At 67.6% G+C, this 14,710-nt stretch carries 12 protein-coding genes; 2 read left to right on the forward strand and 10 right to left on the reverse strand.

What is annotated here, in order from left to right:
• Positions 1 to 264: 264 nt before the first annotated feature.
• The 5 genes from typA to AC1C2R_RS19465 all read right to left on the reverse strand — a co-directional run bounded on the left by typA (position 265) and on the right by AC1C2R_RS19465 (position 7,854).
• On the reverse strand, positions 265 to 2,169 hold the full coding sequence (gene typA, locus AC1C2R_RS19445; RefSeq protein WP_495353458.1) for a translational GTPase TypA: 1,905 nt from the start codon (positions 2,167 to 2,169) through the stop codon (positions 265 to 267).
• A gap of 233 nt (positions 2,170 to 2,402) precedes the next feature.
• On the reverse strand, positions 2,403 to 4,172 hold the full coding sequence (locus tag AC1C2R_RS19450; RefSeq protein WP_495380985.1) for a dipeptide ABC transporter ATP-binding protein: 1,770 nt from the start codon (positions 4,170 to 4,172) through the stop codon (positions 2,403 to 2,405).
• A complete protein-coding gene (locus AC1C2R_RS19455) occupies positions 4,169 to 5,122 on the reverse strand; it encodes an ABC transporter permease (RefSeq protein WP_495353456.1) in 954 nt (317 codons plus the stop codon). Before AC1C2R_RS19455 ends, AC1C2R_RS19450 begins: the two co-directional genes overlap by 4 nt.
• A complete protein-coding gene (locus AC1C2R_RS19460) occupies positions 5,112 to 6,041 on the reverse strand; it encodes an ABC transporter permease (protein WP_495353455.1) in 930 nt (309 codons plus the stop codon). The genes AC1C2R_RS19455 and AC1C2R_RS19460 overlap by 11 nt, the downstream gene beginning before the upstream one ends.
• A 190-nt stretch (positions 6,042 to 6,231) precedes the next feature.
• Complete coding sequence (locus tag AC1C2R_RS19465; protein ID WP_495353454.1) at positions 6,232 to 7,854, reverse strand: peptide ABC transporter substrate-binding protein; 1,623 nt, start codon at positions 7,852 to 7,854, stop codon at positions 6,232 to 6,234.
• Positions 7,855 to 8,061: 207 nt separating this feature from the next.
• Between AC1C2R_RS19465 and AC1C2R_RS19470 the strand changes: the two genes are divergently transcribed.
• Positions 8,062 to 8,826, forward strand: a complete 765-nt coding sequence (locus AC1C2R_RS19470) for a CPBP family intramembrane glutamic endopeptidase (RefSeq protein ID WP_495380986.1) — start codon at positions 8,062 to 8,064, stop codon at positions 8,824 to 8,826.
• On the opposite strand, the gene AC1C2R_RS19475 is transcribed toward AC1C2R_RS19470, so the two are convergent.
• The 4 genes from AC1C2R_RS19475 to AC1C2R_RS19490 all read right to left on the reverse strand — a co-directional run bounded on the left by AC1C2R_RS19475 (position 8,772) and on the right by AC1C2R_RS19490 (position 11,145).
• Complete coding sequence (locus AC1C2R_RS19475) at positions 8,772 to 9,269, reverse strand: hypothetical protein (RefSeq protein WP_495380987.1); 498 nt, start codon at positions 9,267 to 9,269, stop codon at positions 8,772 to 8,774. The two genes, AC1C2R_RS19470 and AC1C2R_RS19475, sit on opposite strands and share 55 nt — an antisense overlap.
• Positions 9,270 to 9,341: 72 nt before the next feature.
• Positions 9,342 to 9,845, reverse strand: coding sequence for a COG4315 family predicted lipoprotein (locus tag AC1C2R_RS19480; RefSeq protein ID WP_495380988.1), 504 nt, complete (start codon positions 9,843 to 9,845; stop codon positions 9,342 to 9,344).
• 89 nt (positions 9,846 to 9,934) lie between these two features.
• The gene (locus AC1C2R_RS19485) at positions 9,935 to 10,642 is read right to left on the reverse strand and encodes a zf-HC2 domain-containing protein (protein WP_495380989.1); all 708 of its coding nucleotides are present in this window, start codon (positions 10,640 to 10,642) and stop codon (positions 9,935 to 9,937) included.
• The gene (locus tag AC1C2R_RS19490) at positions 10,639 to 11,145 is read right to left on the reverse strand and encodes a sigma-70 family RNA polymerase sigma factor (protein ID WP_495353449.1); all 507 of its coding nucleotides are present in this window, start codon (positions 11,143 to 11,145) and stop codon (positions 10,639 to 10,641) included. Before AC1C2R_RS19490 ends, AC1C2R_RS19485 begins: the two co-directional genes overlap by 4 nt.
• 97 nt (positions 11,146 to 11,242) lie before the next feature.
• Between AC1C2R_RS19490 and AC1C2R_RS19495 the strand changes: the two genes are divergently transcribed.
• On the forward strand, positions 11,243 to 11,758 hold the full coding sequence (locus AC1C2R_RS19495) for a DUF2231 domain-containing protein (protein WP_495380990.1): 516 nt from the start codon (positions 11,243 to 11,245) through the stop codon (positions 11,756 to 11,758).
• A 20-nt stretch (positions 11,759 to 11,778) separates the two neighbouring features.
• On the opposite strand, the gene gcvP is transcribed toward AC1C2R_RS19495, so the two are convergent.
• The gene (gene gcvP, locus AC1C2R_RS19500) at positions 11,779 to 14,703 is read right to left on the reverse strand and encodes an aminomethyl-transferring glycine dehydrogenase (protein WP_495380991.1); all 2,925 of its coding nucleotides are present in this window, start codon (positions 14,701 to 14,703) and stop codon (positions 11,779 to 11,781) included.
• Positions 14,704 to 14,710 lie beyond the last annotated feature (7 nt).

Raw genomic sequence — 14,710 nt, forward strand, 5'->3', positions numbered from 1 at the left:
CCGCGCAGCGGCCGTGCATGGGGGAAGTCATAGATTGGGGGGCGTTGCGTATCGGGGGAATCGGGTTCGAGAGAGTCCGGGTTCGAGACAATCTCAGCTACCGTACGCAGCGACTCTGGGAGGAATCTTCGCGGAGTATGCGGTTTCCCTGAGTGCCGCTGAGAGCGGTCTCACGGCGGCCCGCCGGGGAACGACGAAGCGGATGCCGCGGGCCCGTGTGGCCCGCGACATCCGCTCGCTTCACTCAGTGCTGCTGCGCGCTGCTCAGCCTTGCTTCTTCAGGCGCGAGGTTGCGCGAGCGCGTGCGGTGGCATCGAGTTCGACCTTGCGGATGCGCACGATCGCCGGGGTCACCTCGACGCACTCGTCTTCACGCGCGAACTCGAGGCACTGCTCGAGCGAGAGTTGACGCGACGGGGTCATCGACTCGAACGTGTCGGAGGTCGACTGACGCATGTTCGTCAGCTTCTTCTCTTTGGTGATGTTCACGTCCATGTCGTCGCTGCGCGAGTTCTCGCCGATGACCATGCCCTCATACACCTCTTCGGTGGGGTTCACGAAGAAGGTCATGCGCTCTTGCAGAGCGATGATGGCGAACGGCGTGACGACGCCGGAACGGTCGGCGACGATCGAGCCGTTGTTGCGCGTGACGATCGAGCCGGCCCACGCCTCGTAGCCGTGTGAGATCGCGTTCGCGATGCCGGTGCCGCGAGTCGTCGTGAGGAACTCCGTGCGGAAGCCGATGAGGCCGCGGCTCGGCACGATGAACTCCATGCGCACCCAGCCCGTGCCGTGGTTCGCCATGTTGTCCATGCGGCCCTTGCGGGCGGCGAGCAGCTGCGTGATCGCGCCGAGATACTCCTCTGGGGCGTCGATCGTGAGGTGCTCGTAGGGTTCGTGCACCTTGCCGTCGACCTGCTTCGTGACCACCTGCGGCTTGCCGACGGTGAGTTCGAAGCCCTCGCGGCGCATCTGCTCGACGAGGATGGCGAGGGCCAGTTCACCACGGCCCTGTACCTCCCACGCGTCGGGGCGACCGACGTCGACGATCTTGAGCGAGACATTGCCGACGAGTTCGCGGTCGAGGCGGTCTTTCACCATGCGCGCGGTGAGCTTATGACCCTTCACCTTGCCGACGAGCGGCGAGGTGTTCGTGCCGATCGTCATCGAGATGGCCGGCTCGTCGACCGCGATGATCGGCAGGGGGCGCACGTCTTCGGGGTCGGCGAGGGTATCGCCGATCATGATGTCCGGGAAGCCCGCGACAACGGCGATGTCGCCGGGGCCGGCGCTCTCGGCCGGGTAACGGTCGAGCGCCTTCGTGAGGAACAACTCGGTGACGCGCACGTTCTCGACGGAACCGTCATGCTTCACCCAGGCCACCGTCTGGCCCTTCTTGATGGTGCCGTGGAAGACGCGGAGGAGCGCGAGCCGGCCGAGGAACGGCGACGCGTCGAGGTTGGTGACGTGCGCCTGCAGCGGGTGCTCGTCGTCGTAGACGGGCGCAGGAATGTGCTCGAGGATCGCTTCGAAGAGCGGCTCGAGATCGTCGTTGTCGGGAAGCTCGCCGTTGGCGGGCTTGTGATGGCTCGCGGCGCCGTTGCGACCCGACGCGTAGACGACGGGCACGTCGAGGATCGCGTCGAGGTCGAGGTCGGGCACGTCGTCGGCGAGATCGGAGGCGAGGCCGAGCAGCAGATCTTGGCTCTCGGCGACGACCTCATCGATGCGCGCGTCGGGGCGGTCGGTCTTGTTGACGAGCAGGATGACGGGCATGCGGGCCTCGAGTGCCTTGCGCAACACGAAGCGGGTCTGCGGCAGCGGGCCTTCGCTCGCGTCGACGAGCAGCACGACACCGTCGACCATCGACAGGCCGCGCTCGACCTCACCGCCGAAGTCGGCGTGGCCGGGGGTGTCGATCACGTTGATCGTGATGGGGCCGTTCGTGGCGTGCGTGCCCTTGTACGAGATCGCCGTGTTCTTGGCGAGGATCGTGATGCCCTTCTCACGCTCGAGCTCGTTCGAGTCCATGGCACGCTCTTCGAGGTGCGCGTGCGCGGCGAACGAGTCGGTCTGTCGGAGCATGGCGTCGACGAGGGTCGTCTTGCCGTGGTCGACGTGTGCGACGATCGCGACGTTGCGCAGATCGTTCCGGGTGGCGTTCGCCATAGTTGGTCCTCGAGGGTGCCGGCTGCCGAGCCGCCGCCCGCCAGGCTTGCGCATGGCACGGCGACAGCGTGGAAGCGCTGTGATGTAGGTCTGTGGGGAGCGCAGATGCCGCAGTGACGGTGTGCGCCCCACTAGCCTACCCTGCCGGAGGACCCCGAGTCTGGGAACGCGCGAACGCCCGGCATCAGTGGGTACGGATGCCGGGCGCTCGCGAGTGCGTGGGCCGGAAGTGTCTACGCGCCGAGCTCGATGCTCGCACCCGGGATCGCCGCGAGGAGATCCTTCGTGTACTGCTCCTGCGGGTGGTCGAACACCTCGTCGGTGGTCGCTGCCTCGACGATCTTGCCCTTCTGCATCACGCAGACGTTGTCGGCGATGACCCGCACGACCGCGAGGTCGTGGGTGATGAAGAGGTACGTCAGCCCGAGCTCGGCCTGCAGGTCGGCGAGCAGGCGCAGGATCTGAGCCTGCACGAGCACGTCGAGCGCCGAGACTGCTTCGTCGAGTACGACGATCTCGGGCTTCAACGCGAGCGCACGTGCGATCGCGATGCGCTGACGCTGACCGCCCGAGAGCTCGTTCGGGTAGCGGCTGATGAGCGTGCGCGGCAGCGACACCTGGTCGAGCAGCTCGTACACCCGTTCGCGCCGAGAGGCCTTCGAACCGACCTTGTGCGTGAACAACGGCTCGGCGATGGTGTTGCCGATGTTGCGCAGCGGGTTCAGCGAACCGTACGGGTCCTGGAAGACCGGCTGCATGCGGCTGCGCAGATCGAAGAGCTCCTTGCCGGTGACGCTGGCGAGGTCGTGGCCGCCGACGACGATCTTGCCGCTCGTGGTGTCTTCGAGCTTCAACAGCATCTTCGCGACAGTCGACTTGCCGGAACCGGACTCGCCGACGAGCGCCGTGGTGGTGCCCTTGGCGATCTGGAACGACACCTTGTCGACCGCGGTGAACTCGCCCGAGCCGCGGATCTTGAAGACCTTGGTGAGATCTTCGACCACGATCGCCGGCGGCGCCGCGGGGGCAGCCGCGAGTGCCTCGGCGCGAGCCTCGGCAGTGGCGATGAGGTCGATCGTGTCGCCCGCGGCATCCGCTGCGCCCTCGATCATGGCGGACTCGGCCGCCGCGATCGATCCCGAAGCCTGGATGCGACGCGAGGCGAGGCTCGGTGCCGCGGCGACGAGACGCTGCGTGTACGGGTGCTGCGGGTTCTGCAGGATATCGGCCGACGGACCGGACTCGACGACCTTTCCTTTGTACATGACCACGAGCTGTTCGGCGCGCTCGGCTGCAAGGCCGAGGTCGTGCGTGATGAACAGCAGGGTCGTGCCGAGTTCGCGGGTCAGCGACTCGAGGTGGTCGAGGATGACCCTCTGCACCGTGACGTCGAGAGCCGAGGTCGGCTCGTCGGCGATGAGCAGCTGCGGGTCGGCTGCGAGGCCCATGCCGATGAGCACGCGCTGCCGCATGCCGCCCGAGAACTGGTGCGGGAACTGCTTCATGCGGCGGTCGGCGTCTCCGAGACCGGCCTCTTTCAGCACCTCGATGGCCCGCTTCTTGACCTCTTTGCGACCGGTCGCGATGCCATTGGCCTTGATGGCCTCTTCGACCTGGAAACCGATCGACCACACGGGGTTGAGGTTCGACATCGGGTCTTGCGGCACGAAGCCGATCTTGCGGCCGCGCACGGCCTCCATCTCTCTCGCGCTGGCCTTCGTCAGATCTTGGCCGTCGAGGAGGATCTGGCCACCCGAGACGTGACCGGTGCCGGGGAGCAGGTTGATGATCGCGTGGGCGGTCGTCGACTTGCCGGATCCCGACTCCCCCACGATCGCGAGACTCTGCCCGCGGTAGAGGGTGATGTTCACGCCGTCGACGGCCTTGACGATGCCGTCTTGGGTGTTGAACCCGACCTGAAGATCTTTGATCTCGAGGAGCGGGCGTTCGGCGCCCGCGGCGCGTTCTGATTGCACGTTCGATCCGTTCGAAGTCTCGCTCATCGCTGTGCCCTCGCCTTCGGGTCGAGCGCGTCGCGCACGACCTCGCCGAGCATGATGAAGCTCAGCACGGTGACCGACAGCGCGATCGAAGGAAGGATCAACGTCTGGGGCGCCGTGCGCAACGACGTCTGCGCCTGGCTGATGTCGTTGCCCCACGACATGATGTCGGTCGGCAGGCCGACTCCGAGGAATGACAGCGTCGCTTCGGCAACGATCGCCGATGCGAGCGAGATCGTCGTGATGACGATGACGGGCGCGATCGAGTTCGGCAGCACGTGACGCAGCAGGATGCGGAACCGGGAGACACCGAGCGCCGTCGACGCCATCACGAAGTCGGCGTTCTTCACGCGCAGGATCTCGGCACGCAGCACACGTGCTGTAGCGGGCCAGGCGAACAATCCGATGGCGAGTGAGATCACCCACACGTTCCGATAGCCCGAGAACACCGACATGATGACGACGGCCGCGAGGATGTAGGGGATCGAGAAGAAGATGTCGCCCAGGCGCGAGAGCACCGAGTCGAGCCATCCACCGTAGAAGCCCGCGAAGGCACCGAACACGACGCCGAACAGGGCGACGAGGAACGTCACGATGAGTCCGACGGCCAGCGACGTCGACGTACCGTGGATGATTCGCGAATAGATGTCGCAGCCCTGCTTCGTGAAGCCGAGCGGGTGGCCCTCGGCCGGGCCGGCGTTGCTGTTCGCGAGGAGGCAGTCGTTGTTCGGCGGCGTCTGCGTGAACAGGCCGGGGAAGAGTGCGACGACGACCACGAGGACGATCAGCACGGAGGAGATCCAGAACATCGGGCGCTTGCGCACGTCGTTCCAGGCATCGGTCCAGAGGTTCGAGGGCTTGCCCTCGGCCTTGACCACGTCGATGCCGACGAGCGGCGTCTCCTCGAGCGGAGCGACGAAGTGCTGCTGGTCTGGTCTGGTGTTACTTTGCATAACGGATCCTCGGGTCGAGAACGGCGTAGAGGAGATCTACCAGCAGGTTCACCACGAGGTAGATCAGCACCATGATCGTCACGAAGGAGACGACGGTCGGTCCCTCACCTCGGATGATCGCCTGGTAGAGCGTGCGGCCCACTCCCGGCACGTTGAAGATGCCCTCGGTGACTGTGGCGCCGACCATGAGCGTGCCGAAGTCGACGGCGAGGTAGGTCACCACAGGGATGAGCGAGTTGCGCAGGATGTGCACGGGAACGATGCGCCGACGGGAGAGACCCTTGCTCGCGGCGGTGCGAACGAAGTCCTGCCCATCTGTATCGATGACCGACGCCCTCGTCAGTCGAACGATCTGGGCGAAGCTGATGGTGGCCAAGACTATGGCGGGCAATATCAAGTCTTGCGTTGGCGCGCCTGTACCGACCGTGGTTCTGAACCACCCCAGATAGATGCCGAAGAACCACTGCATCACGAACGCGAGCACGAAGATCGGCAGCGAGATGAGGATGAGGCTCACGACGAGCGCGCTCGCGTCGAAGATGCCGCCCTTGCGGAGGCCGGACACGAGGCCGATGGTGATGCCGGCGACCATCTCGAAGAACACGGCCATCGCCGCGAGGCGGAGCGTGACGGGGAACGTGGCCATCAGGATCTCGGAGACGGGCTGGCCCGAGAAGGAGACGCCCAGGTCACCGCGGAAGATGTTGCCGAGGAAGATGAAGTACTGGATGATGAACGGCTGGTCGAGGTGATACCGCGCGCGAAGGGCTTCGACGACCGACTCGGGCGGAGTCTTGTCGCCGAACAGCGCGACGATCGGGTCGCCGGGCATGGCGAAGACCATGAAATAGATCAGGAACGTGGTGCCGAGCAGGACCGGGATCGCCTGCAGCAATCGGCGCAGGATATAGCCGGCCATGGATCAGGCCCTGCAATCTGCGAATGTGGACATGTTGAAAGAAACCTCACCATTGTGCGAGTTCGACTCCACGATATTACGCCGATCAGGCGAATACCGTGGATACGTGGGAGGGGGGGCGGCAGCCTCATCGGCTGCCGCCCCCCGCGGGCGTCTCAGAGTCTAACCCCGAGGCGTCCTTGATCGAGAATTACTCGCTCTTGGTGATCTGGCTGTACAGCGGCACCGAGTTCCAGCCGAACTCGACGTTGTCGACGAGTTCGCTCCAGGCGCCGTTGACCGTGGAGTACCACAGCGGGATGACCGGAAGCTCCTGGAACAGGATCTCCTGACCGGCCTGGAACTTCTCGTTGGCGGCGGCGACATCAGTCTCCGCGAGGCCCTCGCTCAGCAGCGCGTCGAACTCGGGGTTCGAGTAGTCGCCGTCGTTGGAGCCGGCACCCGTTCCGTAGAGCGGGCCGAGGAAGTTGAAGAGCGCCGGGTAGTCCGCCTGCCATCCCGAACGGAAAGCCGTCTGGATGGTGCGGTCGGTGATCTTCGTGCGAGCCTCGGCGAACGTCGGGTACGGGTCGCCCGAAGCGTCGATGCCGAGGTTGTTCTTCAGGTTGTTCGACACAGCGTCGACCCAGGCCTGGTGGCCGCCGTCGGCGTTGTAGGCGATCTTGAAGGTGCCGTCCCAGGGGGCGATGGCGTCGGCCTGAGCCCACAGTGTCTTCGCCTCGTCGGGGTCGTAGTCGAGCACCTCGGCACCCGGGATGTCTTCCGAGTAGCCGTCGATGACCGGCGACGTGAAGTCGTGCGCCGGGGTACGGGTGCCGGCGAAGATCACGTCGGTGATCTCTTCACGGTTGATCGCGTGCGAGATCGCCTGGCGGCGGAGGCTGCCCTCTTCACCCGAGAAGTGCGGCAGGCGCGCCGGGATCGTGAACGACTGGAAGATCGCAGCGGCCTGGGTGACCGAGCGGTCGGCGAACTCGTCTTCGAAGGTCTCGAGAGCCGAGTCGGGAATCGCGTCGAGCACGTCGAGGTTGCCGCCCTGGAGGTCGGCGTACGCGGCATCCTGCGAGGCGTAGAAGATGATGCTCAGACCACCGTTGACCGCCTTGCGGGGGCCATCGTAGTCGGGGTTCACGACGAGGTCGATCTTCTCGTTGTGCTTCCAGGCGCCTTCGCCGTCGAGCATGTACGGGCCGTTGCCGACGGGGTTCTCGCCGAAGGCGGCGGGGTCGTCGAGCGCGCCCTCGGGGAGCGGGTAGAACGCCGAGTAACCAAGACGCAGCGGGAAGTCCGACTCGGGCTGGCTCAGCGCGACCGTGAAGGTCGTGTCATCGACGACCACGAGGCCCGGGAGCTCGGGCACGGACTCGTCGTAGCTGAAGCCCTCGATCGACTCGAAGAAGTACTGCGAGAGCTGCTCGTTGGCCGTGTCGGCGCCGTAGTTCCACGCGTCGACGAACGAGCTCGCCGTGACGGGCGAGCCGTCGGAGAAGGTCTGGTCGGCCTTCAGCGTGATCGTGTAGTTCTGCGCGTCGTCGGTCGTGATCTCGTCGGCGACGTCGTTGTGAGCAGCACCCTTGGCGTCGTAGTAGACGAGGCCCGCGAACGTCGCGTCGAGGATCTTGCCGCCACCGACCTCGTTGGTGTTGGTGGGGAGCAGCGGGTTCTGGGGCTCGTTCCCGTTGGTCGTGATGATCGCAGTGGCATCGCCCGCGGGTGCCGACGGGTCAGCGTCGCCGCTCGTGCAGCCCGACAGCGTCAATGCGCCGGCGGCAGCAAGAGCAATGGCGGCTACGCCGATTCTCTTGATCTTCAATGTTCCTCCTGATGAGATGTGCGACGGCAGCACGGCTCGTGGCCGCGCTGGAGCGCTGGTAGATCGAGACTATGAACCCGGTCACCCCTATGCAAACCAGATGAGCAAACCGTTACCGACGCGCAACCTAGCGACCCGCACCTCGCCGAAATTCGTCATCTTCCCGCACGATTCTTGCGTCACGGCCCGTCATGCGAAGATTGCCACATGTCTTCTGCACGACGACTGCGGCTCGAGGTCGCCATCGTGCTCGGGTTGTCCCTCGGGGCATCCGCTGTCTACTCGATCGTCGCGATCGTCGCGAAGCTCACCGCCGAGACGCCGCTCGGCGAGCAGTCGGTCGCCCTGAACCCGTCACGAGCACCGCGCGAGTGGCTCGATTTCACCTACCAGTTCCTCGACGTCTTCTTCGGCCTCTTCGTCGTCGCACTCGTGCTCTATCTCCTGTGGCAACCCGGCACGAACCCGTTCCGGCGTATCGGCCTCGACCTCACGAGACCGGGTCGCGACGCGGCATCCGGAGTGCTGCTGGTGGTCGCGATCGGCGTGCCGGGGCTCGCCCTGTACGCTCTCGGCCGCGCCCTCGGCATCACGGTCGCCGTGCAGGCGTCGCCGGCCGATTGGCTGTGGTGGACCGTGCCGATCCTCGTGTTCCGGGCGTTGGAGGCGGCGCTCACCGAAGAGGTCATCGTCGTCGGATACCTCTTCACCCGATTCAGGGAGCTCGGCGTCGGCCCATGGGCGACGATCGTCTCGAGCGCCCTGCTCCGAGGCAGCTACCACCTCTACCAGGGCATCGGGCCGTTCTTCGGCAACGCGGCGATGGGCATCGTCTTCGGCTGGTGCTACGTGCGTTGGGGCCGCACGATGCCGCTCGTCATCGCGCACTGGATCCTCGACGTCGTCTCGTTCGTCGGTTATCCGCTCGCCGTGGCGTGGTGGCCCGCGTTCTTCGCAGCGTCGACCGGCTGATCCGACGACCGGCCGGTCGTCGGCGCCGGGGTCGGCAGCGGTGCATGAGCGGGCGATGCCGGATGCCGCCGGCGCGGCGCCTGCGGCATGTGCTCGCTCCGCGCGAGGGCGATGACCGTCGTGGGCATGGGCGGCAGCACTTCCTCGGCCGGCTCGACCCGCAAGTCGGAGTCCGTGCCGCGCACGCGCGCCATGTCGAGGCTGCTGCGTCTGGTCGGCGTGCAGACCGCGGAGAAGCCCTCACCGCCGTAGAGCCCGGCGCGTGCGAGGTCGCTGAACGATTCGCCGCGGCGGAGCGCCTCGGCCATGCCGGGGTCGCGCCGCTCGACGAGCCCGGCGCGCTGCTCGAGGCCGAAGACGCGCGAGGCCGCGACGGAGCATCCGACGAACGCGCCGACAAAGCCGACGGTGGACAGGAGGGCGAGGAGATCGATCGATGACATGAGCACCCCCAACGTGCGAGTGAACCTCAGTGTAGACCTGAGGTTCACTCGGGTACAGGGGGGCGGAGACGATCAGCCCCCGACCTTCTCCCCCGCCGGGGTGAGCACCCACCACACCTCCCCGACGCCCTGCCCATTGGTGTCGCCGGCGGCGGCGTCACCCGCGAAGTAGTAGAGCGGCCAGCCGTTCAGGGTCGCCTGGGTCTCACCGTCGACGCCGGTGATGGTGCCGATCTCGCCGGTGACTCCCTCGACGTCAAGTGCGTCCGATTCGGTCGTCACTGCGGGCCAGTTGGTCGCGCAGTCCCCCTCGCACGTACTGGCGCCACCGCCCTGGGTGTCGTTGTCGAACATGTAGACGGTCATCCCCGACCCGTCGACGACGATCTCGCCGAGGTCTGAGTCGGCGGTCGCGAGGAGCGCGTCCGTCTCCATCGAGCCGCCTGACGGTGCCTCGGTGTCGGTCGAGGCGCCGTAGCCGTCGCCGGCGGGCGCCTCCCCGGCAGGGGACGAACAGCCGGCCAACGCCACGGCGAGCGTCACGACGGCCAATCCGGTTGCGATGCGCAGCTTCATGGCGAACCCTTCTCTCTCGTGCTCGGACCGCGTGCGCGGTCACCGGGAACACGTCGCCCGCCCTCGAAAGGTTCACTGCGACGGAGGACTCAGTCCGGCTCTCCGCGCATGAGCACCCGCCCGCTGCCGATCGCGCGAATCTCGAGTGAAGCGATGTCGTCGAGATCGACGGCCGTTCCCGCGGCGAGCGTGGCCGTCGTTCCCGGACTGGCGCGCCAGCTCGAGACTTCACGGCCCTCGCCGTCACGGTCGACGACGAACAACGCGTACGGCCGGCCGCCTTCCGGCGCATCGGATGAGTCGTCACCCTCGTACCGGCAATCGAGATCGATGCTCGTCCCCCATGGCGCCGGGGTGAGCGTCACCGTCGCACTGAGCGGTACGTCCGTGATGGTCTCGAGCGCGACGGACTGCACGTCGGATGTCGACCGGTCGATCGCGAGCGGCACCACGATCGCCGCGAGCACGACCGCGACGGCGGCAACGGCAGCGGCGACCGCGCCGGAGATGCGGATGCGGCGCCGGCGCGCCCTCCGCCGCCCGTCCTCCCGGCGCACCGCAGCCAGGATGTCGGCTCGAGGAGCCGCGGCGACCTCGGTGTCGTCGAGGAGGTCACCGGCGCGTTCCTCCGACAATCGCGCGAGCAGGCCCGGCATCGGGGCGAGCTCCGCGACGGATCGCCGACACTCGTCGCACGTCGCGATGTGCTCTTCGAATGCGCGGCGCTCCGCGGGCGAGAGCGCACCGAGCACGTAGGCCGCATCCCATTCGGCGAAGTACGCGTGATCGGGAGTCATCGCGTCACTCCTTTCTCCTGCAGTGCGAGGCGGAGGGCCCGGAGCCCGTAGTGAAGGCGGGACTTGACCGTGCCCTCGGGGATCGCGAGACGACGGGCGACCTCGGCGATGCTGCATCCGCCGTAGTACGCGTGCACGATGACGGACCGGTGCTCGAGGTCGAGTGAAGCGAGCGCCTCCTCGATCAGCAGGCTCTCGAACAGGGCGTCGGTGCCGTCGTCCCGCCCCCGGTCGGGCGTCTCCGCGACGCCGATCTCGTGCCGCCGACGAGCGCTCCGCACCTCGTCGATCACGAGATTCCGCGCGACCGTGAACATCCAGGAGCGTGTCGACGCGGGTTCCTGCGCGAGGATGCGCGGACTCCGCCAGGCGCGAAGCAGGGTCTCCTGCACGATATCTTCGGCGCCCGTCGGGTCGCCCGTGAGGTGCACGACGTAACGCCAGATCGATGGCCCGTGGGCGTCGTACAGCGCGACAAGACGACGGTCGTCCTCGGATGGCATCGGTCACCTCCTGCACTCACAACGAAGTCGCGGGGCATTCGGTTCACGCGAACCCGGCGCCCGTGAACCAGTCGGACGACCGCATCGTTTCCTCACCATGGATGTTTCGTTGATCGACGTCTCGGCCGCAGACGACGTGCTGCAGCTCGGAGGACTCCCCCTCCACCCGCTCATCGTGCACGCGGTGGTGGTGCTCACGCCGCTCACGGTACTCGCGCTGCTCCTGGGCTCGTTCTGGCCGGCAGCCCGCCGGCGCCTCGGGATCGCGACGCCGCTCGGCGCGCTCATCGTGCTCGTGCTCGTGCCGATCACCGTCGCGGCCGGGCAGTCGCTCTCCGAGATGATCGGCCCGATCCCAGCGATACGGCGTCACCAACAGTTCGGGGAGATGCTGCTGCCATGGTCGATCGCGCTCTTCGTCGTCGCTGCGGCGCAATGGGCGTGGTTCCGGTACGGCGACGCGCGGGTGCAGCGCGCATCGCCGATCGCGGCGCGCGCTGCGGCGATCGGCCTCACCGTGGCATCCGTCGTCGTCGGTGTCGGCACGCTCGTCGTGCTCGTGTTCATCGGTGACTCCGGAGCCCGCGCCGTGTGGGGCGGGCTCCTCGGTTGATCCGCCGGTCGAGGAAACCGCTACGCGAACGCCTCGACCGGCGGGCAGGCGCACACGAGGTTGCGGTCGCCGTAGGCCTGGTCGATGCGGCGCACCGGCACCCAGTACTTGCCGCGCACCAGCGAGTGCACTGGGTACACCGCCTGCTCGCGCGTGTACGGGTGGGTCCACTCCCCCGCAATGACCGACTCCGCCGTGTGCGGGGCGTTCACGAGCGGGTTGTCGTCGGCCGGCCACTCGCCCGCCGCGACCGCGTCGGCCTCGGCCTTGATGGCGACCATCGCCTCGATGAAGCGCTCGAGCTCGGCCAGGTCTTCCGACTCGGTCGGCTCGACCATGAGTGTGCCCGCGACGGGGAACGACATCGTCGGCGCGTGGAAGCCGTAGTCGACGAGGCGCTTGGCCACGTCATCGACCGTCACACCCGTCGCCGCCGTGAGGGGGCGCAGGTCGAGGATGCACTCGTGCGCGACGAGCCCGTTGTCGCCCGTGTAGAGCACCGGGAAGTGCTCGCGCAGGCGCGACGCCACGAAGTTCGCTGCGAGCACCGCCGACGCGGTCGCCTGCTTCAGGCCCTCTGAGCCCATCATGCGCACGTACGCCCACGAGATCGGCAGGATCGACGGGCTGCCGTACGGCGCCGCCGAGACCGGTCCGCCGTCGTGGGTGACCCCGCCCGAGTGGTCGGCGCGTTGCGCCATCGGGTGCCCGGGCAGGTACGGCGCGAGGTGCGCCTTCGCCGCGACCGGGCCGACGCCCGGGCCGCCGCCGCCGTGCGGGATGCAGAACGTCTTGTGCAGGTTCAGGTGCGAGACGTCGCCGCCGAAGTCGCCGAAGCGCGAGTACCCGAGCAGCGCGTTGAGGTTCGCGCCGTCGACGTAGACCTGGCCGCCCGCGTCGTGCACGGCCTGCGTGATGTCCTTCACCTCGTGCTCGTAGACGCCGTGCGTCGACGGGTACGTGATCATGAGGGCGGCGAGGCTCTCGGCGTGTTCGGCGATCTTCGCGCGCAGGTCGTCGAGGTCGACATTGCCGAGTTCGTCGGTCGCCACGACGACGACCCTCATGCCGGCGAGCACGGCGGATGCCGCGTTGGTGCCGTGCGCGCTCGACGGGATGAGGCACACCGTGCGCTCGGTCTCGCCGTTGGCGTGGTGGTAGCCGCGGATCGCGAGGAGGCCGGCGAGCTCGCCCTGGCTGCCCGCGTTCGGCTGCAGCGACACCGTGTCGTAGCCGGTGACCTCGGCGAGCCAAGTCTCGAGCTGCTCGATGAGGCCGAGCGTGCCGACGACGTCGGCCTCGGGTGCGAAGGGGTGCAGGTTCGCGAACTCGGGCCAGGTCACCGACTGCATCTCGGTGGCGGCGTTGAGCTTCATGGTGCACGAGCCGAGGGGGATCATGCCCCGGTCGAGCGCGTAGTCGCGGTCGGCGAGGGTCTTCAGATAGCGCATCATCTGCGTCTCGGAGTGGTGCGTGTTGAACACCGGGTGCTCGAGGTAGCCGCTCGTGCGCCGCAGCTCGCCGCTCGCGATGGCCGGCGCGATTGCGGTGGCGATCGCGACCTCGGTGCGCTCGGGCAGCCCGAACGCCTCCGCGACGAGGGAGAGCTCGGCTTCGGTGGTCGTCTCATCGACGGCGACGTGCACGGTCGCCTCATCGGCCTCCCACACGTTCACGCCGAGCTTCCGGGCGCGTTCGACGACGTTGCGGGCGAGCCCGGGCACATGCACCCGGATCGTGTCGAAGTAGTCGTCGTTCGCGAGGGTCAGGCCGTAGCCGGTGAGCACCTCGGCGAGCGCGGTCGCCTTCGCCGCGGTCGAGACCGCGATATGACGGATGCCCCGGGGCCCGTGGTACACGGCGTACATCGACGCCATGACAGCGAGCAGCACCTGGGCGGTGCAGATGTTCGAGGTCGCCTTCTCGCGGCGGATGTGCTGCTCGCGCGCCTGCAGGGTGAGGCGGTACGCGGGCGCGCCGACGGCGTCTTTCGAGACGCCGACGAGGCGGCCGGGCAGTTGGCGTTCGAGGCCCTTGCGCACAGCCATGTAGCCCGCGTGCGGTCCGCCGAAGCCCATGGGCACGCCGAAGCGCTGCGTGGTGCCGACGGCGACGTCGGCGCCGAGCTCGCCCGGGCTCGTGATGAGGGCGAGCGCGAGCAGATCGGCGGCGAGGACGACGAGGCCGCCCTGCGCCTTCGAGGTCGCGATGACGGATGCCGGGTTCCACACACGGCCCGACGCGCCCGGGTATTGCACGAAGAGGCCGAAGTGCTCGCCGAGGCTCTCGAGGCTCGGGCCGTCGTCGCCGAGGCGGGCGAGGTCGGCGAGCGGTGCGACGACGAGGTCGATGCCGACCGCCTTCGCGCGGGATTCGAGGAGCGCGTGCGTCTGGGGCAGCGTGTCGGCGTCGACGATGAATCGATTCGACGTCGACTTCGAGGCACGGCGGGCGAGGAGCATCCCCTCGACGACCGCGGTGCCCTCGTCGAGCATCGACGCGTTCGCAGTGTCGAGGCCCGTGAGGTCGGTGACCATCGTCTGGAAGTTGATGAGCGCCTCGAGCCGGCCCTGGGAGATCTCTGGCTGGTAGGGCGTGTACGCCGTGTACCAGCTGGGGTTCTCGAGCACGTTCCGCTGAATCACCGAGGGCGTGATCGTGCCGAAGTAGCCGAGGCCGATCATCGACGTGCGCACGGTGTTCTGCTCGGCGAGCGCGGCGAGTTCGGCGAGCGCCTCGCGCTCGGTCGCCGCGGTCGGGATCGCCGAGTTCAGCACCTCGCCCATGCGGATCGACGTGGGCACCGCGGCCGCCATGAGGGCGTCGAGGGAGTCGTAGCCGAGTTCGGCGAGCATGAGCCCGTGGTCGCTCGGGCTCGTGCCGATGTGGCGGCGACCGAACGCGTCGAGGTCGAATGCTGAGGAGGCGGTGGTGGTGGTGCTCATGTGGTTC

The organism is Agromyces sp. Y182 (genome assembly GCF_059445385.1).